Origin of the sequence: Weissella soli (assembly GCF_001761545.1) — a bacterium.
GTDB lineage: Bacteria > Bacillota > Bacilli > Lactobacillales > Lactobacillaceae > Weissella > Weissella soli.
This window is the reverse complement of sequence record NZ_CP017326.1, coordinates 1,059,712-1,080,372: the sequence shown is the minus strand read 5'-3', so window position 1 is coordinate 1,080,372 and position 20,661 is coordinate 1,059,712. Positions and strand designations below refer to the sequence as shown.

General features: G+C 43.4%; 18 protein-coding genes. 14 read left to right on the top strand and 4 right to left on the bottom strand.

Going from position 1 to position 20,661, the window contains the following annotated elements; genetic code table 11:
• Positions 1 to 43 precede the first annotated feature (43 nt).
• From WSWS_RS05175 to WSWS_RS05155, 5 genes are all read left to right on the top strand, one after another.
• A complete protein-coding gene (locus WSWS_RS05175; RefSeq protein WP_070230828.1) occupies positions 44 to 1,408 on the top strand; it encodes a glycoside-pentoside-hexuronide (GPH):cation symporter in 1,365 nt (454 codons plus the stop codon).
• Positions 1,409 to 1,423: 15 nt separating this feature from the next.
• Entirely contained in the window at positions 1,424 to 3,559 is a 2,136-nt protein-coding gene (gene yicI / locus WSWS_RS05170) for an alpha-xylosidase (protein WP_070230286.1), read from the top strand.
• A gap of 119 nt (positions 3,560 to 3,678) precedes the next feature.
• Positions 3,679 to 4,536, top strand: a complete 858-nt coding sequence (locus WSWS_RS05165; RefSeq protein WP_070230285.1) for an AraC family transcriptional regulator — start codon at positions 3,679 to 3,681, stop codon at positions 4,534 to 4,536.
• Positions 4,537 to 4,921: 385 nt separating this feature from the next.
• A complete protein-coding gene (locus WSWS_RS05160) occupies positions 4,922 to 6,256 on the top strand; it encodes a M20/M25/M40 family metallo-hydrolase (protein WP_070230284.1) in 1,335 nt (444 codons plus the stop codon).
• 26 nt (positions 6,257 to 6,282) lie between these two features.
• A complete protein-coding gene (locus WSWS_RS05155; RefSeq protein WP_070230283.1) occupies positions 6,283 to 7,128 on the top strand; it encodes a MetQ/NlpA family ABC transporter substrate-binding protein in 846 nt (281 codons plus the stop codon).
• A 77-nt stretch (positions 7,129 to 7,205) separates the two neighbouring features.
• Here WSWS_RS05155 and WSWS_RS05150 read toward each other — a convergent pair whose 3' ends face one another.
• From WSWS_RS05150 to WSWS_RS05140, 3 genes are all read right to left on the bottom strand, one after another.
• Positions 7,206 to 7,451 carry a hypothetical protein gene (locus tag WSWS_RS05150; RefSeq protein WP_070230282.1) on the bottom strand — a complete coding sequence of 82 codons (246 nt, stop codon included), beginning with the start codon at positions 7,449 to 7,451 and terminating at the stop codon, positions 7,206 to 7,208.
• Between the two features lie 10 nt (positions 7,452 to 7,461).
• Positions 7,462 to 8,886, bottom strand: coding sequence for a glycoside-pentoside-hexuronide (GPH):cation symporter (locus tag WSWS_RS05145; RefSeq protein WP_070230281.1), 1,425 nt, complete (start codon positions 8,884 to 8,886; stop codon positions 7,462 to 7,464).
• 231 nt (positions 8,887 to 9,117) lie between these two features.
• Entirely contained in the window at positions 9,118 to 10,248 is a 1,131-nt protein-coding gene (locus WSWS_RS05140; RefSeq protein WP_070230280.1) for an ROK family protein, read from the bottom strand.
• A 216-nt stretch (positions 10,249 to 10,464) separates the two neighbouring features.
• Between WSWS_RS05140 and WSWS_RS05135 the strand changes: the two genes are divergently transcribed.
• The 8 genes from WSWS_RS05135 (at position 10,465) to WSWS_RS05100 (ending at position 18,482) form a co-directional block, all read left to right on the top strand.
• Complete coding sequence (locus WSWS_RS05135; protein ID WP_070230279.1) at positions 10,465 to 11,244, top strand: SDR family oxidoreductase; 780 nt, start codon at positions 10,465 to 10,467, stop codon at positions 11,242 to 11,244.
• A 92-nt stretch (positions 11,245 to 11,336) separates the two neighbouring features.
• Positions 11,337 to 12,863 (top strand): FGGY-family carbohydrate kinase, encoded by a 1,527-nt coding sequence (locus WSWS_RS05130; RefSeq protein ID WP_070230278.1) that lies wholly within the window; start codon positions 11,337 to 11,339, stop codon positions 12,861 to 12,863.
• A gap of 214 nt (positions 12,864 to 13,077) precedes the next feature.
• Entirely contained in the window at positions 13,078 to 13,542 is a 465-nt protein-coding gene (locus tag WSWS_RS05125; RefSeq protein WP_070230277.1) for a MarR family winged helix-turn-helix transcriptional regulator, read from the top strand.
• Between the two features lie 9 nt (positions 13,543 to 13,551).
• Entirely contained in the window at positions 13,552 to 14,460 is a 909-nt protein-coding gene (locus WSWS_RS05120; RefSeq protein ID WP_070230276.1) for a metal ABC transporter solute-binding protein, Zn/Mn family, read from the top strand.
• Complete coding sequence (locus WSWS_RS05115) at positions 14,460 to 15,149, top strand: metal ABC transporter ATP-binding protein (RefSeq protein ID WP_070230275.1); 690 nt, start codon at positions 14,460 to 14,462, stop codon at positions 15,147 to 15,149. Before WSWS_RS05120 ends, WSWS_RS05115 begins: the two co-directional genes overlap by 1 nt.
• Positions 15,142 to 15,924 (top strand): metal ABC transporter permease, encoded by a 783-nt coding sequence (locus WSWS_RS05110; RefSeq protein WP_070230274.1) that lies wholly within the window; start codon positions 15,142 to 15,144, stop codon positions 15,922 to 15,924. The genes WSWS_RS05115 and WSWS_RS05110 overlap by 8 nt, the downstream gene beginning before the upstream one ends.
• Positions 15,925 to 16,296: 372 nt before the next feature.
• A complete protein-coding gene (locus WSWS_RS05105) occupies positions 16,297 to 17,655 on the top strand; it encodes a Na+/H+ antiporter NhaC family protein (protein ID WP_070230273.1) in 1,359 nt (452 codons plus the stop codon).
• A 275-nt stretch (positions 17,656 to 17,930) separates the two neighbouring features.
• A complete protein-coding gene (locus tag WSWS_RS05100; RefSeq protein ID WP_070230272.1) occupies positions 17,931 to 18,482 on the top strand; it encodes a GNAT family N-acetyltransferase in 552 nt (183 codons plus the stop codon).
• Positions 18,483 to 18,573: 91 nt separating this feature from the next.
• On the opposite strand, the gene WSWS_RS05095 is transcribed toward WSWS_RS05100, so the two are convergent.
• A complete protein-coding gene (locus tag WSWS_RS05095) occupies positions 18,574 to 19,314 on the bottom strand; it encodes a M15 family metallopeptidase (RefSeq protein ID WP_070230271.1) in 741 nt (246 codons plus the stop codon).
• 169 nt (positions 19,315 to 19,483) lie between these two features.
• On the opposite strand from WSWS_RS05095, the gene WSWS_RS05090 reads away from it, so the two are divergent.
• Positions 19,484 to 20,659: an aminotransferase class I/II-fold pyridoxal phosphate-dependent enzyme gene (locus WSWS_RS05090; protein ID WP_070230270.1), complete on the top strand. Its 1,176-nt coding sequence runs from the start codon at positions 19,484 to 19,486 to the stop codon at positions 20,657 to 20,659.
• The last annotated feature ends 2 nt before the right edge of the window (positions 20,660 to 20,661 follow it).

Below are 20,661 nucleotides of genomic sequence, written 5' to 3'. Positions count from 1 at the left end.
CCAAGCTAATCAGGTGAAAATTAAAGAGCGAATAGCATATGCTATGTCGGATTTTGGTTGTAACACCATTTTCCAGATTGTTGGCACATACTTTTTAGTATTTTGTACGGATACGTTGGGAGTGGCAGCGGCGGCAGTAACTGGCCTATTTGCATTAAGTGCCATTATAGATTCAGTGGATGGATTAGTCTGGGGACAGTTTATTGATCGCACGCGAACGAAGTGGGGTAAATCACGTCCTTATTGGTTGTGGTTTTCAATTCCTTTTGCCATCTTCTGTGTGATGTGCTTTACAGCCATTCCAGGTCTCGGACAGACAGGCAAAATTATTTGGATTTACATCGCTTATATTGGATCGAAGATCTTATATTCAGGAATTAATATTCCTGTGACATCAATTTTGCCATCATTGACCAGTAATCCAAAGGAACGGATTACTTTGTCAACTATTCGTCAATTTTTAGGTAATTTTGGTGGGGCGATCTTCTTACCATTGACTTTGCCAGCTGTTGCTTTTTTTGGTGGGATCTTTGGAGATCGTGGTACCAAGGGAGATGCAACGACTTCCCCAATTGGTTGGTTTATTTGGGCAGTGATTTTGGCGATTATTACTGCAGCATGTTTGTTAACTGCTTTCGCAGGGACTAAAGAGCGGGTTGTGACACGTGATTCCAAGCGTTCAATACCGATGCGTGAATCAGTGAAGGCTTTGAAGGGTAATTATCCGTGGGCCATTATTATTTTCATCAACTTTATATATTGGGGTGGTTTCGCGGTCCGTTCAAGTTCATTGCCTTATTATTTTAAATATGTATTGCATAATGAAGCTCTCGGATCATTGACCTTGGCAGCTACATTTATCACCTTATTTTCAACGGCTTTGGTACCATTCGTGGCCGCACGGATTGGTAAGCGAAACACCATGTTGGTAGGAATGGTTGGAACCGCGCTATCACAATTAATTCTATTTGTAGCAGACAAGATGAATGGGAACATTGCGGTTATCCTGATTGGAATTGTTGTTTACTATATTTCGTATGGATTAACCGGCGCGTTGATTGCAGTCATGCTGTCAGATGCGGTTGATTTTGGAGAATGGAAAAACAATGTTCGTGCCGAAGGTTTTGTCACTTCATTTTCATCATTTTCAGCAAAATTAGGAATGGGAATTGGTGGTATGATTTTAGCGGCGATTTTGGCAGCGGGTCAATACACTTCAGGTGCTGCAGCTAGTCAACCAACGTCAGCATTACATGCTATTTCCTTAGGATTCATTTGGATTCCGTTTATCGGATATGCTCTGTCTGCTATTGCATTATTGTTTAACAATATCGATAAAGTAGAGCCAAAAATGGTCGCAGAATTGTCAGTAAAGCACGCTCGGGAATTAGCTGAGTTTGGGGAATAGGAATAGGAGTTAGACATGAAATTTACTAATGGGTACTGGCTTGGTCGTGATGAGTATATTATTAACTCACCGATGGAAGCCTTCGATGCAGAAACTGTTTTGGCAGATACTGAAAACTATGTCAGTGATGCGTTACGAGTCTCAGCTGCTTACCAGCCGTTACGATCACGAAGCGATATGTTGGATGTTGGTATATCAACAATTACAGTATTTACCCCAGGAGAGGATATTGTTGGTGTTGAAATTAAACATTTTAATCAGATGGATAAGAACCCCCTGTATACGTTATATCCATCACATGTCGAACCGAAAATTTCAAAAACTGAAACCACTGCCAGTTTAAAAAGTGGTGAGTTAGAAGTCACCTTTAGCTTACATGATAAGTTCAATATTGATTTCAAATATCGAGGTCAGCGAATTACCGGGTCAGAATATAAAGCCCAGGCTTCCATTGATGATTTATCCGGTACGGAATTAGGACAAGTGATGCATGCGAATACTGTAACCGGTGCCCAGTCTTTAGCAGCACCAGGTACAGTAAAACGTGCGCAACATTTTATGCGGGAACAGTTGAGTTTATTACCAGGTACAAATGTATATGGATTCGGTGAACGTTTTGGGGCTTTCGTAAAAAATGGCCAAAGTATCGAAACTATCAACATGGATGGAGGAACTGGTTCTGAACAATCGTATAAGTCCATTCCATTCTATCTTGCTGGCAAGTCCGGCGTTGCTGGCAATCCAGGAACTTATTATGGGGTATTTGTGAACGAGAGCCAGCCAACTAGTTTTGAAGTTGCCAACGAGGTGGTTGATCGGGTCAGCTTCTCAACACGTGGAGAATCATTGGAATATTACATCATTGCCGGGGATACACCAAAAGATGTGATTGGGAAATATAATCGGTTGACGGGTGGGTCTGTGTTGCCACCAAAATGGACGTTTGGACTTTGGTTATCAACGTCATTTACGACCGACTATTCAGAAGATACCGTAATGAAGTTTATTGATGGCATGTTTGAACGTGATATTCCGTTATCTGTTTTCCATTTTGATTGTTTCTGGATGAAGGGATTTGAGTGGAGTAGCTTCGAGTGGGATAATGAACAATTTCCCGACCCTGCAGGTCTGATGCAACGTTTACATGACAAAGGATTGAAAGTTTGTGTGTGGATTAATCCATATATTTCCCAAAAGTCACCATTGTTTAAAATTGGGCAAGAAAATGGATATTTCATCAAACAAGGGGATGGCAATGTTTGGCAGTGGGACTTGTGGCAACCTGGATTGGCATATGTAGATTTTACGAATCCAGCTGCCGTCAAGTGGTACAAAGGTCTTCTAAAGAAGTTACTTGATATGGGTGTTGATTGCTTTAAAACTGACTTTGGAGAACGTATTCCAATGCATGATGCCGTTTATTATAATGGGAATAATGCACAGGGGGAACATAATTATTACACACATCGCTATAATGATGCTGTATTTGATCTCTTAAAATCAGTTAAGGGTGCCGATGAAGCGGTTGTCTTTGCCCGTTCGGCAACCGTTGGTGGGCAACAATTTCCAATTCACTGGGGTGGTGACAATTTAAGTCAATTCCATTCAATGGCAGACTCATTACGTGGTGGATTAAGTTTTCTTTCATCGGGATTTACATTCTGGAGCCATGACATCGGTGGCTTCGAAGAAAATGCTAGTCCAGCTATTTATAAGCGGTGGACGCAATTTGGCCTTTTGTCATCACATTCCCGCTACCATGGTAATATTCAGTATCGGGTTCCTTGGTTGTTCGATGAAGAAGCAGTTGCAGTAACGCGGAAGTTTACGCAACTGAAAATGAATAATATGGACTATATATACGACCAAGCTAAACAATCAGTAGCCGAAGGGATACCATTAATGCGACCAATGTATATGGAATTCCCTGACGACCCTAATACGGCAACGTTAGATCGACAATATATGTTGGGTAGTCAATGGTTAATTGCCCCAGTCATGGCAGAGAGTGGGGAGGTTGAGTATTACCTACCAGCTGGAAAGTGGCAACATATTTTAGACGGTCGGATTCTCGCCGTACCTGAAAATGGGCGGTGGATGGCTGAAAAGTATGATTTTATGAGCTTACCATTGTGGAAACAAGTTGATTAGGTTGGTTTTAAAATAATCGTGAAAAAACAACAAACTTCTACGTATAGAATCTGTTCCGAAAGTGTCAGATAATATTTGTAGGAGTTTTTGTCCAATTACTGTGAGGAGTGGCGTGTAAAATGACGATTACTGATGAAAAACGGCATGAAATAATTACAGACAATCATGATGTTGGTGTACGGGTATTTGTTTCTCAAGAATCAGCAGGATTCAAGGCTTTGCATTGGCATCATCATCTTGAGATTGTTTTAGTGCTCGAAGGTCAAGTGACCTTTCGTTTTGAAAATCAAGAGGTATTGTTGAAGCCTAATGAGTTTGTCGCAATCGGATCTGAGGTAATTCATTCTACTACCAATGAGAAAAACACCTCATTAGTTCTCCAAGTACCGGTCGCGTACTTGGATGCCTATTGGAAAAATTGTGAGCTTTTAACGTTCAATGTACCATACAATCCTTCAGAGAAAGCTTCAGCTAAGTATCAAGAGATTGTTTCTTGCTTGCGTCAAATGACACAAATATACGTCGAGAAACAACCGGGTTATCTCCTACGTTTCACTGGGCAAATGATGGAGGCCTTGTATACGTTAATTACTACATACAGTATTAGTGTCGCACCAGAAAATGTTGTTGATCAAAGCCGGATTAAAGACCTGTTGCGATATATTTATGAACATTATGATGAAACATTGACAGTTAAAGGGTTGGCTGAACGATTTCACTATCATCCGGACTATTTGAGTCGCTATTTTAAAGAACAAGCAGGGTTACCGTTAACACGTTACCTCTATCAATTGAGACTGCAATATGTTTATCAAGATTTACTTCATGGTACCACGGCCATCGAAACCATTTTTCTGCAACATGGTATTACCAATAAGAAATTAGGAATGCAACTTTTTAAAGAGCAATATGGCACTACGCCTTTGAAAATCCGAAAACATGCACAACAATCAGAAGTAAGATTAAAATCAAATTAAATAAATAATTGACAAGTTCTCATAATTGGCATAAACTGCTTTTATTGATTAAGACGAGATGAGTAATTACTGAAAGATGTATAGAGAGCCGATGTTTGGTGAAAGTTGGCCTTCCAGCAGGTAATGAAAATGGTCTCCGAGTCGGAATCAGGGTGAGCAGCATGTGAGCCGTGGTCGGGTGCGCCCGTTATCGCGCTAACGTATATCCGGTGGTTGAGTAGTTCGATACACTGGCGTACGTGATGAGCTTCTTTTAGTGATGAAAGAGGAAAACTGGGTGGTAACACGAATGCGTCGTCCCGGGATATCCATAGATTGGATGTCCCGGGACTTTTTTGTTTTGTTGCGTGTTACCCAATTCATTATAATTTGAGGAGCGTTTTATATGACAGATAATCGAGAAAAGTATTTAGACTTATTGCGTGATTTAATTGCGATTCCGAGTGTTTCAGCACGCCAGGAGGGTCAGCTTGAAGCCGCTCAGCTCGTTGGCCAAGCATTTGCTGAGGCGGGGGCAGAAGTGATCATTGATGAAACTTATCCAGCACCATTCGTTTTTGGTAAGTTTTTGAGTCATGACTCTGCAGCCAAAACGCTAGTCATTTACAATCACTACGATGTCCAGCCAGAAGATCCCATCGCGTTATGGGCGACGAATCCGTTTGAATTAGTGGCTAAGGAGGGTAAGCTATTCGGTCGCGGGGTCGCTGATGATAAAGGGCATATTACCGCCCGGTTAAATGCCATTGTCGATTATCGAGAGGCCCACGGTGATTGGCCGGTGAACATCTTCTTTCTCGTTGAAGGGGCGGAAGAGTCGGGTTCAACGTACTTCCGGGAGTATTTGGCAAAGTATGCAATTGAATTTGCCGATACGGATTTAGTCATCTGGGAATCCGGTGAAGTGCGGGGCGCAGATCGCCTTGAAGTACTCGGTGGTAATAAAGGCATTATCACCTTTACACTCACCAGCGAAACGGCTAATCGCGATTTACATTCGTCTTTTGCCACAGTGGTTGATTCGGCCACTTGGCGTCTGATTGCAGCCCTGAATTCATTACGAACTCCAACTGGTGCAATTGCAATTGATGGATTGTACGATGATGCCATTTTACCAAACGAGCGTGAAAATGAATTAGTACGGTCCCTGGATGTGACACCGACAAAGATTAAGCAAGATTTCGGGTTGCAACGGCCTTTACTATCAGAAACAACGGGCGAAGATTTCTATGATAATTTGTATTTTAAGTCCAATCTGAACATTGAGGGTATTCAAAGTGGCTATCAAGGCGCTGGTGTTAAAACGGTTACCCCGGCGACGGCGTCAGCTAAGCTTGAGATTAGACTAGTACCTGGGCAGATACCAGAGGATATTTTCCAAAAGGTGGTCGCGCAACTTGCTAAGAATGGCTTTGGTGATATTCAAGCAGAATTAACCCTAGCAACACCAGGCTATCGCTCAGATATGACGGCCCCACGGATTCAAGCCTTGATCGCATTAGGTCAGCGTTTATACAGCGAAGTTGAAGTGACCCCAACTTCGCCTGGCACAGGACCAATGTATTGGGCTAATGAATACATTCAGGCGCCCATCGCAGCCGTTGGGTTGGCCTATGATGATAGTTTAGTCCATGCCCCAAATGAAAATATACGGGTGGCGGATTATGACAAACATGTCGAGTTAATTCAGGCATTAATTGGATCATATGAAGTAAAGTAAGCAATCGATTTATGAAGGAGAGAGTTATGAGTAAGAAAGCAATTATTACTGGAATTGGTGTTGTGGCAGCAGTTGCCGTGGCCGGTGGGATTTGGGCACATACCTCAAGCACAACAAAAGTGGCTGCTAAAGACACAACCGTTACCGTCGGCATTGTGGGGGATTCATCACGTGAACTCTGGCAAGATATTAGTAAACGTACTGAAAAGAAATACAATGTGAAATTAAAAATTAAGGTGTTCAGCGATTACGTGAAGCCCAATCAAGCTTTGATTGATGGTAGTTTAGATATCAACGCCTTTCAAACCAAGATCTTCTTTGATGATCAAAATAAGAACCTAGGTAATAAATTAGTTTCGATTGGTAAAACAGTGATCTCACCCATTCGTTTGTACTCATTAAAAGTAGACAAGTTAGCTGATTTGAAAGACGGTATGCAAATTGCGATTCCAAATGATGCCACGAATGAAGAGCGTGCACTGAACTTGTTAACGCAAGCAAAGTTAATTAAGTATAACCAAAAAGTGACCAATCCAACCGTCAAAGATATCACCTCAAACCCAAAGCACTTAGACATTGTTGAAGTATCATCGGATCAGACGGTCGCTGATCTAAAATCAGCCGATGCCGCCGTGATTAATGGTAACTTCGCGCAAGATGCTAAATTAGCGAAGAAGACCATCTTGTTAACACAGGATGTTTCTGATCCAAAAACGGCCGCCCCTTACATCAACATCATCGCTGCACGTAAGGATCGTGCCAAGACCAAAGCCTTCCGGGAAGTGGTTAAGGAATTCCAAACTAAAGCAACCGAAAAGAAAATTAACGCCTTGTATGATGGATTTGAGAGTGCCGCTTGGAATCTTAAGTAATTTCAATATTAGATAACAAAAAGACAACAAAAGCACCTATCCTAACTAAGATTGAGGATAGGTGCTTTTGTTGTCTCTTATTGATAACGTCGTTCAATTAATTTTTCCAAAATTTGAGTACGTTGGGTTTCACGAGACATTTCGAACTGTGTTTTTTCCAATTGATTAAAATCTTGCACTAACAAAATAGCTTCAAGATATAAGGTTAATTGACGTTTGATATAACGTTTGTTATCTTCATTAGTCTGTTGTTGATTACCAGCTAAAATGGCCAAGGCAAAATCGGCGGGCTCAATGTGTACTTGTTGTTTATCTAGTGTCATTTGTGCGACCTCATTCTTTATTGTCTGTAGCTGCTGCGTCATTCGTAAGCTTTTTACGTAGTTGTTTAACGACATCGGCGTGCTTTTCTTCAGTCAACGTTACCTTCCATAAGAAAATCAGAGCGGAAATTACTAACAAGACCATGGGACCGTAAAACATGAAGGCTTTGAATTGGAAAAGGCCCGAACTAGTAATGTCACCAGGCTTTGCATTACCAGTCATACCGGCACCGATCGCAACGACCCCCACAATTCCATTGGAGAACGCACCCGCTAATTTATCAATCAATGGTCGGACTGACAAAGTGACGGCTTCATTACGCTTGCCACTTTTCAATTGTCCGTATTCAACTAAATCACTGATGGTCATCAAAGTGGCCAGGAAGATTAGTGGGTAGGGAAAGAAAATAACTGAGGCAGCGATCAAAGCCATGGTGAGATTCGTACCAGCAAAAGCAAAGATCACAAAGCCGATAAACATCAGACCAATCCCACCAATGTAGACAAATTTACGTGAAATCTTGACGGCTAATGAGGGGAAGATTGCAACTGAAATGACGCCCAAAATACTAGTAATAATCCCAACCAGTGCATAAGCTTCAGCGTGACCCAAAACATAGCGGAAGTAGTAGAGCAACAGGGAGTTGTTGATCACATAGCTAAAGGCGAAAAGGAAGTAACTTAATGCGAGCCACATTAATTGATCATTACCAGCAATAACCTTGAATACATCACGGAAACGGGTATGTTCAACGTTGGCTCGGATTAGATTTTGATCTTCCTTAACATTTTTTGCCAAAACGATGGCACCAACCGAGGCTAGCAAACCAACAATTACGGCATATCCTAACCACCCCATTTGATTTTGTTGGCCAGCGGAGGCTCCGAAAAATCCAGAAATTAGAGTCACGGCTGGGACAATGATAATAATGACACTTTGCGCACCCAAAGTTGACCCAAAACGAGAAACCGTCCCGAAACGAGTTCGTTCCTTTGAATCCATTGACAGGGCAGGGAGCATTGACCAAAGCGCGATATCACTAAATGAATAGAAAACATCCAAAGTAAGAAAGGCAATCCCAAATAAAACCAAATAAAGCATTGGTTTGTTTGTTGCTAAGCCACCGAAGCTAGAGAAAATTAGCGCTAACATCACTGAGGCGGTTAACGTACCAATCAATAGCCAAGGTTTGAACTTGCCCCAACGGGTTGATGTATTATCGACTGCGCCACCAATCATGGGATCAAATGCGATTTCGACCACCCGAATAATGGTCATTAGAATTGTCACGTAACCAATCATGCGTGTGTTGAAGGCTTGATCAGATGTGGCGAATAGTTGGCTTGTCACGAACATTACAAAATAGAGACTTAATGTATTATAAAAAGCATCATGGCCGAACGCACCGGCCGCAAACGAGAGATATTTTTTCACGTGTCTTTCCTCATTCCTTGATTAGGGGACATATCTTCACCAGTAGGTTCCTAGGCCGTTTGGTTAAATTTAAGGATAGACACGAATCAGTAAACACTATTAAGTAAGCGCTTACAAAATGATATTAACAGACATCGCCACAATTGACAATATTAATTTGTAAAATCATTTATAAAAATAAACCGTCCCATCTGAGCTTCAAGATGGGGCGGTTTATTAATCATTAGTGATCTAAATATGAGCGATATGGGCCTCTAGCAAAGGTAAGGCCGCGCCAACAGCAACTGGATGTTGACCGGCTTGACCTAATTGTAAATAAGGTTTGGGCTCAGGGAAAGCTGACAATTTTGTTAAGCGTTCATGCAAAGCGGTGATCGTTGCCTGATCCATATAACGGGCAACTTCACCAGCCAAAATGATAGGTGAATCGGCAAACATATGCAAATTATTAATTGCATGGGCAGTGTGGTCGAGATAACTTTGCCAGCGAAGTTGTACCGCCTGATCCTGATCGTGCAGGTGCTCAAAAAATTCGGTAATTGTGTCAGTGCGCCCGTGCAAGAGGGCACTGCCTGAGACATAGGTTTCAATACAGCCTCGGCGGCCACAGTAACAAAGACGACCGTGTTCTGGATCTATTGAAATATGTTCCATGGTGCCACTACGACCATTTGAGCCATGGTAAATTTGGCCACCAACCATCATAGCTGTCCCAAGGTGTTCACCAATTGAAAGATAGATGGCATCCTCTTTTTGCTGAGATAAATGTTGTTCGGCAATGGCTACGGCGTCTGCATCATGAAAAAATGTCACTGGATAGGGCAAGTATTGTGCAAAGATTTCAGTAGTTAAGCCCGTAAAATTCAAAATTTTACCATAAATGACTTCTGTACCATCAGCTGAAACCAAACCTTGTAGCCCTAAGCCAAGACCGATAATTTGCTTGGCGTTCAGATGGTGTTGCTTAGTGAAGCTTTGAATGGCACTGGTTACTGCTAGATAATAGCTCGTTTTATTGGCAAAAGGTAACTTGAAAGTTGTGTGATATAACGTTTTTTCATTTGCACCGACTGCCACTAATGTGACGTGATCACTGAATAGCTCCGCCCCCAGGGCGACAAAAGCAGTAGGATTCAATGAATAGGCGATTGCCTTTCGTCCACGACCTTCATTACTTGATTGGCCTGCTTCAATAATCAGGTTGCGATCGATTAATTTTTGTAAATTAGCTGTGGCCGTGGGGCGACTCAGTGCTAACTCATCAATGATGGTTTGCTTAGTTAATTGTTGATGTTTATAGAATAACTGAAAGGTGTCCGTGAAATTTGATCGTTGGACACTTTTCATTCCCTGATCAGCCATAGCTGTAACCTCCATAATAATGATTAAAACCAGCTTACCACGTTGATATGACGCGGGCAACGAAAGTTATGTTAAATGAATTTACAAAAATAAATTGACATTTTGAAAGCGCTATCATAAACTAGTGGAGTATTAAGTAAAGTGATTTTACAAAAATAAGAATTGGCCAGTTCGATTGCCGCTTGCTTAAACACAATACAAAAGGGGAATAGTGAAATGACAACTATTATTGATAAGCTACGTTTGGATGGTAAGAAAATCTATATCACTGGCGGTGCACAGGGTTTAGGGAAGTCAATGGCACAAGCATTGGCTGAAGCTGGTGCTGATGTGGCGATTGTGGATATTCAATTGGAAAAGGCACAAGCGACCGCGGCGGAAATTGCCGCCGCAACTGGTCAAAAGGTTATTGCAGTGAAGGCGGATGTGACCAATCCAGAGGATGTGCAAAAGATGATCACCACCGTGGTTGATAAATTAGGTGGCTTGGATGTTGCCTTTAATAATGCCGGGATGGTAATTAATACGCCGGCTGAAGAAACCACATTTGACCAATGGACTAAAGTGATTAATTTGAATCTAAATGGTGTTTTCCTAACATCACAAGCAGCGGGTAAGTACATGATTGAACACGGTGGCGGAGCAATCATCAATACAGCCTCAATGTCTGCACATATTGTTAATCGGCCACAACCACAAGCCTCGTATAATGCCTCAAAGGCCGGTGTGATTCAGCTTTCAAAGTCACTCGCTATTGAATGGGCTAAGAAGGGTGTCCGGGTAAATACCCTTTCACCAGGTTACATGGCGACTGACTTAACGCAGAATTCAGAAGAATTGAAGCCATTGATTGATATTTGGAATGACTGGGCACCACTTGGTCGGATGGGTAAGCCTGAGGAGTTGCAGGGAATTGCCGTGTATTTGGCGTCAGATACAAGCAGCTTTGCGACTGGTGCTGATTTTGCAATAGATGGCGCTTTTACTGCTTGGTAATCGCATAGAATCACTCAAAACTTCCTAGGCCGTTTGCACTAAATTTAAATTGCATATAGACATCTTATGAGTTGAAAAGAGGAATCCGTGACATGAATTACCTAATTGGAACCGATATTGGCACGTCCAGTACTAAAAGCGTCTTGATGGATACGACCGGTAAGTTAATTGCCCAAGCACTTATCGAATATGATGTACTCACCCCTAAGAATTTATGGGCTGAGCAGTGGGCTAGTGTCTGGCTGGCGGCTGCTAAACAGTCCATTCAAGAAGTAGTGGCCAAGAGCAACGTTGCAGTAGCGGATATCAAAGGAATCGGTATCTCCGCATTGTATGGAGGATCAGGTGTGCCAGTCGACGCAGCAGGGGCTGAGGTCCGACCAACATTAATTTGGATGGATCGACGGGCTGAGAAACAAGTACAATGGGTCAAGCATAATATTGATTTGGATCGTTTAGCTGAAATCACAGGCAATGATATTGTTGACCCCTATTATGGTTATACAAAAATCTTATGGATTAAAGATAATGAACCTGAAAATTGGGCGAAAATTAAACAATTCTTACCGCCTGATACCTTTGTCGTACAAGCTTTGACTGGAGAATTAGCGGTCAATTACTCAGCGGCTGGCAATATCGGTGGCGTCTTTGATATCAACGCGGGCACATGGTCAGAAGAACTAATGGCTAGCTTGGGAATTCCGGCAACGATGATGCCTGATCGTCTGGTATCAGCCAATGAAATTGCGGGTCACATCACAGTAGAGGCCGCGCTTGAGTTGGGTGTTGCAGCGGGTACACCCGTCATCGTTGGTGGCGTTGATGTGGGTGCAGCCAATGTTGGCATGGGCGTACTTGAGCCAGGTCGGTATGTCGCCGCGATTGGTACATCGATGAATGCCGCGCTGGTCAGTGAAAAGCCGATTAAAAATAAAGGGCTGATTGTGTGGCCATACCCATACAAATCACGAGCGTTGAATTATAACTTTAGTGGTTCAGCGACTGCTGGTGGAATTACCAAATGGTTTCGTGATAACTTTGCCGAGCATGAACTAGAGATGCAACGCAATGGGACTGGTATAAATGCCTACGCAGCACTCGGTGAACAAGCTAAGGATATTCCAGCAGGCAGTGATGGCCTGATCGTATTACCATATTTTATGGGTGAGCGGGCGCCTATTTGGAATTCTGATGCTAAAGGTGTGATCTTTGGATTGTCGCTTGCACATAGCAAGGCGCATGTCTTTCATGCTTTCCAAGAAGCGGTTGCCTATGCGCTTCGTCATTCTATTGAATTAACTGGTGAAGATTTAGGAGACTACATCGTCATTGCTGGTGGCGTCACTAATTCAGCTGATTGGGTGCAAATGTTTGCTGATGTGACAGGTTATGCTGTTCGGACGCCAATTGAAGATGCGGAGGCTAACTTAGGTGATGTCATTTTAGTAGGATTGGCAACTGAAACACTGACCCTTGAAGATGTCAAAACCTGGCAGGTGTTAGGGAAGAAGATACTGCCAGATCCAAAACGTCATGAACGTTATAATAAGTATTTTGCCTTGTATCGTAAGCTCTATACTGATTTGTCAGAGGATATGACAATTCTGACACAAATTTAAAACTAAACAAATTCAAACAATACTCTCAAAAACAATACTCAAACTAAATAATCGTAAAACAAATCTCAAAAAAATAATCCCAAAAGTTGAAATAACTAAGGCATCACCTTAATCAGTTGATGCCTTTTATTTTGTATATCCTAGACAGTTGTCAAAAAAAAACATCCATGTTAAAATTCCTTTACTGGTTAACTTACCGGTAAAGGAGTTTTATATGTCAGAACAAACCGAGCAATACGCTAAGCAAATTGACGAATTTTTGAATGCTATTCGGCTAGTATCAGAAAATCAACGTGAAGTCCTATTGGGTGCTGATGGTCAGAAAATTACTGCGACCCAAGGCCACCTACTCATGTTGTTGTCGCAAAAGGGACCACAGACTAACTCGGTGTTAGCGCACGAGATTGGCGTGACACCCGCAGCCGTGACCAAGGCCATGAAGGGTTTGCAAGAGGGCGCTGATCCCAAAGTCACCCCGATGCCGGATGAAAATGATGGGCGGGTGATGCGCTGGACGTTAACCAATGTGGGGATGTCACTGGCAGCCAGCCATGCGACGCAACATCGGGAAACGTTGGCTGAATATGAAAAGGTGATTGCCGCGTTTTCACCTGAAAACCAACTGGCGATTGGTCACTTTTTGATGCTCATTCGGGATCGATTTATTTCTGAAAAATAAGGAGTGATTATGCGTACACAACGGAACTCGTGGGCATTACTGATACCTGCCATGATTGTCTTGATTCTAATCGGGGTGGTCATTGTTAAGGGGCTGCAAAGTTCGACAAATATGCACGCAACACATGGCAATCGGATCAAGATTGTGACAAGTTTAAACACATATGGTGAAATGGCAAAAGCAGTAGTTGGTAATAAAGGATCAGTGACCAGCGTGCTAACAAAGGCCACCATTGATCCCCATGATTTTGAACCCACGGCAACGACGGCTCGATTATATCAACAGGCGGATGTGATTATCTCCAATGGTGGTGGTTACGATGCTTGGAGTACTAAACTTGCTCAAGCTAACGAGCAGGCACAGGCAATCAATGTTGGCCAGTTATACGCTTATCAAGACGGTGAAAATGAACATTTCTGGTACAAAGCCGATGTTACTAAACGGGTGACCCAAGCTTTAGTTAAGAAATTGACACAGGCACAGCCCACAGCGCAGGCTTACTTTGAGCGTAACGCGCAAGCTTACCTCAATAAACAAAATCACTTAAATAAGGAGCGTGCCAAGGTGGGAAAATTATTAGCAGGCAAGACAATTTTAGTGACTGAACCAGTCTTTAATAATGCCTTAGCCAACGACAACGTCACAATTGCTGATCAAGCCTTCTCAATGGCTGTTGAGGAGGGTGAGACACCTACGCCGACCGCCGTCCGCGCCTGGCAACGCTTGATTGATCAAGGAAAGGTCGCCTTGGTGATTGAAAACAAGCAAACGACTAGCCAGACCGTTGATGCTGCGTTAAGGTATGCAAAAAAACGGGGTGTCCCGGTCGTCAGTGTGACAGAAACCAAGCCAGATGGACTCAGTTTTGCGGCGTGGCAGACCAACCAGTTTAAAGCAATTGAGAAGGTGTTGAAGTAATGAAAGTTGTTACGGGAGAAAATGTCGGTATCCAGTTCGATAATCGATGGTTATATCGACAGATTAATTTTGCAGTGAATAAACAACGCATACTAGCTATTGTTGGTGACAACGGCGTAGGCAAGACAACCTTGTTGCGTGCTATTCTAGGAGTCCAAACACTAACAGAAGGTACGATTAAGTACAGCGATGATCACCAGGTGATCGCGTATGTGCCGCAATACCGGCCGGATATGCAAGCATTTCCGATTAAAATTTCGGAGTACATTAGTTTGAGTTTTGATAGTGGCCTGTTGCCATGGAAGCAGCCACGAGAGAAAAAGTTATTGGCACACATCATCGAAGATACCAATCTTCGTCAATTAGCCAACAGTCGCATTGATACTGCATCTGGCGGTGAGAAACAGCGGGCTTATCTGGCACAGGCATTGGTAAAACAGCCCAATATTTTGATTTTGGATGAAGCCACGGCCAATTTGGATAATTCAGCTAAATATGAGTTTATGGAAGTGGTCAAGCATTATCAAAATCACCATGAGCTCACTATTTTGATGGTGAGCCACGATCTTGATATCATTACGCGCTACGCTGATGACTATCTGCTATTATCCAAAGAAGGCGGCGAACAGGGCTTCGTGGCTGATCTTGACATCACACGGTTACAGGAAGGGAGTCAAAATCATGCTTAGTTACACCTTCATGCAACATGCCTATCTCGTGGGGACCTTAATCGCGGTGGTTAGTGGTTTTGTGGGAGTGTTCACGGTGGCCCGTCACATGTCTTTTTTTGCTCATACGCTGAGTGAAATTGGCTTTGCGGGGGCGTCATTTGGCTTATTTATGTCATGGTCACCATTATTTGGCATGTTAGCATTTACAATTTTAGCCGCCATGACGATTGGTCAACTGGGCTTGCAAGAAAAGCGTTCTGAATCTCTTATTTCAGCGGTCAGTGCGGTGGCTATTGGACTGGGGATTGCGTTTTTGGCCTTGTCACAAAAAAATGCGAGTGCCGCGACGGGCATTTTATTTGGTTCCATTTTTAGTATCAGTCGCCAAAATGTTCGGGAAGTATTAGTGTTAGCGGTCATCGTTTTGTTGGCCATGTTCCTGTTATATCGCCCATTACGCCATTATGCATTTGACTACAGCACGGCCGTGTTTAGTTTGAAACATGTGGTTTGGTATGAAATGATTTTCTTGGTGATTATGGCCACATCGGTCGCCGTATCCGCACAGGTGGTGGGATCATTATTGATTTTTATCTTGATGACTCTGCCAGCGTCCGCGGCGATGCGGTGGGGACGCACCGTCGTACAGATGGTCGGCTTGGCCATTTTATTTGCAGTCCTAGGTGTCTGGAGTGCCTTGGCCCTGTCATATTACACCAATGTTCCGGTGAGCTTTTATATTGCCATTATTGAAGCGGGGATCTATTTTTTGAGTCTTGTGCGAAGTAAGTAACCAATATTCACTGGTGGTGCGATGTGATGGTGGCAGTGAATTTAGCGCACCAAAACATGGTTCGTCAGAATTAACAGTTGACGAAAAAAGAATTGTTGCGTAAACTACTCGGTATTAGAAATGATGATTGTATGTAAGAGAAGCCGTGGTTGCTGTGAACGGCGCAGGTCATTATTTTGAACTATTGTCTTCGGACTTTTTACATTGGCTTGCGCAAGTCATCATACCAAGAGTGGTCATGCTTTTTTAGCATGACAATGTGGGTGGTACCACGGATAAAATTGTTTATTCGTCCCAACTAGAGCTTTGCTCTGGTTGGGATTATTTTTTTGCCCTAAAACAGTTAGGGAATCGTTTTTTGAGGAGAAGGGCATGACAGAAGTTGCACAACCAAAGTTTGGCCAAGCGTTGGCCTTGGTAATTGTATTGATTGGTATTTTTAGTGGTGGGATTATTGGTTTGGGTGTTGGTGCCCACGTGCCATTGATATTTAGTTTAGTCGTTGTCACATTTTTTGCGAAGTTTCGTGGCGCTAGTTGGGCGACGATTCAGGCACAGATGCTAGAGGGGGTTAAAACCGGTCTGGCACCACTGTTTTTATTTCTTTTGATTGGGATGTTAATCGGTTTGTGGATGGCCACGGGGGTCATTCCAACCATGTTATGGGCTGGATTTAAGCTGTTGGGTAATACCGCCGTCTTCCTACCCACGACGGTCATTATTACGGCCATTGTTGGTTCAATGATTGGATCAGCCTTCACAACGATCGCAACCGTGGGGGTCGCATTGTTCGGGGTGGGCACAGCCATGGGCTTTAGTCCAGCGATTGTGGCCGGCGCCATCTTATCGGGCGCCATCTTTGGCGATAAGAGTTCCCCTTTGTCTGATTCAACAAATCTAGCATCGTCAGTCGCTGAAACTGATTTGTTCGCCCATATCAAGAATTTGATGTGGACGACACTACCGGCCTTGATATTGTCGATTATTATTTTCCTAGTCATCGGTATGACGCATGATGGGGCTAGTGTAGCGAATAATTTAAAATTAGCTAAGTTGCTTGATCCTACCTGGTGGACAGTTGTGCCACTAGTAATGCTATTCGTGATGGCCTGGTTACGCATCCCAGCCATTCCAACCTTGTTGATGAATATTACCGTCTCAACGGTGGCGTTTTTCTTTCATGGTAATGCCACGGAATTTTCAAATGTGTTGATGAACGGGTATAAAACGGATAGTTCAAATGTTATTTTGCAATCATTGCTTAATCGGGGTGGCATGATGGCCATGATGGGGACAGTGATTATCATCATGTTGGCCCTGGCATTAGGGGGTCTGCTAACTGAGCAAAAGATCTTAACGGCGGTGATGGCGCCAATTGCCAAGCGTATCAAGACTGGTAGTGGTGTGATCACTGGCACCGTGCTTTCAGGTATTTTTGCTAATTTCATGATTGGTGAACAATACTTGGCAACTATTTTACCAGGGCAACTCTGGAAGGAATCCTTTGACCGTGTCAAGCTAGATCGATTAGCTTTGGGCCGGTCCCTAGAAGATTCCGGCACGGTGGTTAACTACTTGATTCCATGGGGCGTGGCCGGCGGATTTGCTGCGCAAACCTTAGGGGTGCCGGTAATTGAGTTTGCCCCATTTGTGTTTTTTGCGTTGCTTTCCCCTGTATTTTCATTATTGTCAGCTTGGACCGGGATTGGCGTCAAGCGGGTCAGCGATTAAGCACAATTTATCATTTCAATAGTAAGCTGTGCTCATTATCAATGAGAGTTGAGGAAAGATCATGAAGTTAATTAAAATGGTATTTTTGGTCATCGTCATCGTCATCGCCTTTGGTGCTGATCTGTTGTTTAAAGGACGCATCTACCAAACACTCCAAAAATTGCTGCAAAAATAAAATAATGCACATTCCGCGTGGGAGTGTGCTTTTTTCTTTGCCGAAATAGGTTCATCCTATATTTGTGATAAAATGATTAAAATTCATTAGAGGAGGGTTTATGAAAATTGAGACATTAACAAGGCTGTCGACAGAGCGATTAGTCTTACGGCCAGTGGTATTGCGAGACGCACCAGCCCTATTTGATTATATGACTGATGTGACGGTGGCCCAGTGGGTTGCCAACGGTGTGCCACAAAAGGACATGCGTGAGGCAGTTGCTAGTATCACGAACTATTTTCTCAAAGATCCGGTTGGTAAATGGGCCATCACACTCCCCGGTGAAGATATCCTGATGGGGACTATTGATTTGCGAGTTGACGAACGTAATCGAACAGCTGAAGTCGGCTATGTGCTCAACCCAAAATATCAACATCATGGGTATGTCACCGAAGCAGTGCACGAGTTGGTCCGGCTGAGTTTTGAAGAGCTACAACTGGGCCGGGTCTGGATAGGTCATGCAGTGGGCAATGATGCTTCAGCTGGGGTGCCACGCCGTTTAGGATTCAAACAAGAAGGCATTTTAGCAAATGATCATTATCAAAATCATGCCTGGCATGATACGGTCATTTGGGGCATCACCCCGGCGATGTTTGACAAGCTCGCAAAGTGAGCGTTAGTCGTTAGCATATTAATAACCCCTAGAATTTCTACCAAGCAAATTCTAGGGGTAAGCTTAATTTAGGATTGTTTCCTTGCACTGGTTAATCAAGGATTTGCGTCCAAGGGAATACTGGCTGGGTGGCACCATAGGTCGCAGCCTCGTGGCCAGACTTCCAGGCCCAATTTTGATTACCAAAGTCGTAGTGCCACCATTCTTCATCGTAATTTGTGAAGCCGACAGTGGTCATAATGTTATAGAGTAAGCGGCGGTGATCACGAGCGCTAATTTCGCGTTCGGTGAGGTCAGCCTTGATTTCAAAATAATTGGTGCGCGCAGTCTCATCAAAATCGTCATAGGGTGATAACATCTCTAAAAGCACACCATGCTCATCCACAATTGTTAGGTCGATTGACCCACCAGTATTATGCGGCGAGGGCCGTTTTGGATCACGCGACACGGCCGCCACGGTTTTTAACGTCTGTTGTGTAATTTGATCTTCTGACCAATCAGGATGATTCGTCGCAATGCGTCGAGATAGTGAATTAAATAACGCCATCTGCGTTGAAATTGAGCGCCAAGCATCAAAAACTACAAACCGGTGACCGGCTGGCAATAGCTGGGCTGCTGCCGCAAGCCGTTCTTGCAATCCCTGGCGGCCGTAAATCTCAAACAACGCACCAGATAATCCCTGAATCGCATACTGTGGCCGAGTAATAATCTGCGGATGATAACTTAAGGCGACCATTGGTTCCATATTTTCAATGATCGGATACGAAAGTAGTGTGTTCCAGTCCCAAGCTGTTTTGGGAGTGGGAATGGGCTGTGTTAAATTAACTGACATGACCATACTCCAATCTATTAGTCTACCTATATTATAGTATATATTTGGGTGTCACGTATCCTACGAAGATTAAATAAAAATGATAAGAAATCAAATTTGTAAGGTTCTTTAGCAGGGTTTACTTTATAATGGTACTAATTATTACTGAACTGAAATAGGAGACTTATATATGAAACGTTATGTGCAACCACTTAACCCAATTGTCACTGGCATGGAGCAGGACGGTTTAACCAGTTTCCAAGAGGAGATTCGCGATATTCCAGATTTGGTTCGGTTAACTTTTGGGGAACCTGGCTTTAATGTGGCTGACTCAATCAAGGCCCGTATTATTGAATCCGTGCGTGATGACAATTCGCACTACGCTGATTCTCAAGGCATCCGTGACTTGCGGAATGCGACGATCCATTATTTTAACGATCAATATAATCTTTCTTATGAAGGCGAAGACAATATTGTCGTGACGGCCGGCGTTTCAGAGGCCATTAATGTGGTGTTTCAAACGTTGCTAAATGATGGTGAAGGGGTCATTATTCCTGAACCAGCTTACCCACCTTATTTTGCGGCTTTGGCATTAGCTCGTGGTAAGAAGATCTCAATTAACACCCGCTCAAATGCATTTAAACTCACGCCAGAAATGGTCGATGAAGCAGTTGATAGTGCGAATGTACCGATTAAGGCCATTTTATTCAACTATCCTTCAAACCCTTCAGGTGTCACGTATTCACGGGTTGAATTGGAGGCATTGGCAGCGGCCTTTGAACGGAACCAATTGTGGGTCATTTCAGATGAAATCTACTCACAGCTGACTTACGATCAAGAGCACACATCACTGGCCGAACTCATTCCAGATCAAACCATTCTAATCACCGGGTTGTCTAAGTCGCATGCGATGACCGGCTACCGCATTGGTTTTGTGATTGGTCAAAAAGATCTCATTGCGCAAGCGGCCAAGATTCATGCAACCTTAACATTCTCTTTGCCTAAGGTTTTGCAAGATGGGGCACTGGTTGCGGTCACTTCGGCGGCGCATGTCGCTGATGAGATGCGCGATGTCTATAAGCGTCGCCGGGACATGTTAGTCCCACGGCTAGAGGCAATGGGCTTTCAGGTCACGAATCCTGAAGGGGCATTTTATATCTTTGCCCAAATTCCAGCCGACTTTGGTAATGATGGGACAGGGTTTGCTAAGCGCTTGGCAAATGAAGGCCATGTGGCTGTCGTACCTGGTGCCGCCTTTTCTAAATTTACGGCCGACTTTGTCCGCATTTCATATGCGGCCTCTGATGAAGATTTGCTAGAAGCTTTGGATCGTATGGAGGCTTTTGTCGCCAAGAATCGAGAATAGGA

What these genes read in the sequence shown, in the direction of transcription:
- WSWS_RS05175 (WP_070230828.1), top strand. Translation starts at nt 44, where the DNA reads ATGTCGGATTTTGGTTGTAACACCATTTTCCAGATTGTTGGCACATAC.
- yicI (WP_070230286.1), top strand. Translation starts at nt 1,424, where the DNA reads ATGAAATTTACTAATGGGTACTGGCTTGGTCGTGATGAGTATATTATT.
- WSWS_RS05165 (WP_070230285.1), top strand. Translation starts at nt 3,679, where the DNA reads ATGACGATTACTGATGAAAAACGGCATGAAATAATTACAGACAATCAT.
- WSWS_RS05160 (WP_070230284.1), top strand. Translation starts at nt 4,922, where the DNA reads ATGACAGATAATCGAGAAAAGTATTTAGACTTATTGCGTGATTTAATT.
- WSWS_RS05155 (WP_070230283.1), top strand. Translation starts at nt 6,283, where the DNA reads ATGAGTAAGAAAGCAATTATTACTGGAATTGGTGTTGTGGCAGCAGTT.
- WSWS_RS05150 (WP_070230282.1), bottom strand. Translation starts at nt 7,451, where the DNA reads ATGACACTAGATAAACAACAAGTACACATTGAGCCCGCCGATTTTGCC.
- WSWS_RS05140 (WP_070230280.1), bottom strand. Translation starts at nt 10,248, where the DNA reads ATGGCTGATCAGGGAATGAAAAGTGTCCAACGATCAAATTTCACGGAC.
- WSWS_RS05135 (WP_070230279.1), top strand. Translation starts at nt 10,465, where the DNA reads ATGACAACTATTATTGATAAGCTACGTTTGGATGGTAAGAAAATCTAT.
- WSWS_RS05130 (WP_070230278.1), top strand. Translation starts at nt 11,337, where the DNA reads ATGAATTACCTAATTGGAACCGATATTGGCACGTCCAGTACTAAAAGC.
- WSWS_RS05125 (WP_070230277.1), top strand. Translation starts at nt 13,078, where the DNA reads ATGTCAGAACAAACCGAGCAATACGCTAAGCAAATTGACGAATTTTTG.
- WSWS_RS05120 (WP_070230276.1), top strand. Translation starts at nt 13,552, where the DNA reads ATGCGTACACAACGGAACTCGTGGGCATTACTGATACCTGCCATGATT.
- WSWS_RS05115 (WP_070230275.1), top strand. Translation starts at nt 14,460, where the DNA reads ATGAAAGTTGTTACGGGAGAAAATGTCGGTATCCAGTTCGATAATCGA.
- WSWS_RS05110 (WP_070230274.1), top strand. Translation starts at nt 15,142, where the DNA reads ATGCTTAGTTACACCTTCATGCAACATGCCTATCTCGTGGGGACCTTA.
- WSWS_RS05105 (WP_070230273.1), top strand. Translation starts at nt 16,297, where the DNA reads ATGACAGAAGTTGCACAACCAAAGTTTGGCCAAGCGTTGGCCTTGGTA.
- WSWS_RS05100 (WP_070230272.1), top strand. Translation starts at nt 17,931, where the DNA reads ATGAAAATTGAGACATTAACAAGGCTGTCGACAGAGCGATTAGTCTTA.
- WSWS_RS05095 (WP_070230271.1), bottom strand. Translation starts at nt 19,314, where the DNA reads ATGTCAGTTAATTTAACACAGCCCATTCCCACTCCCAAAACAGCTTGG.
- WSWS_RS05090 (WP_070230270.1), top strand. Translation starts at nt 19,484, where the DNA reads ATGAAACGTTATGTGCAACCACTTAACCCAATTGTCACTGGCATGGAG.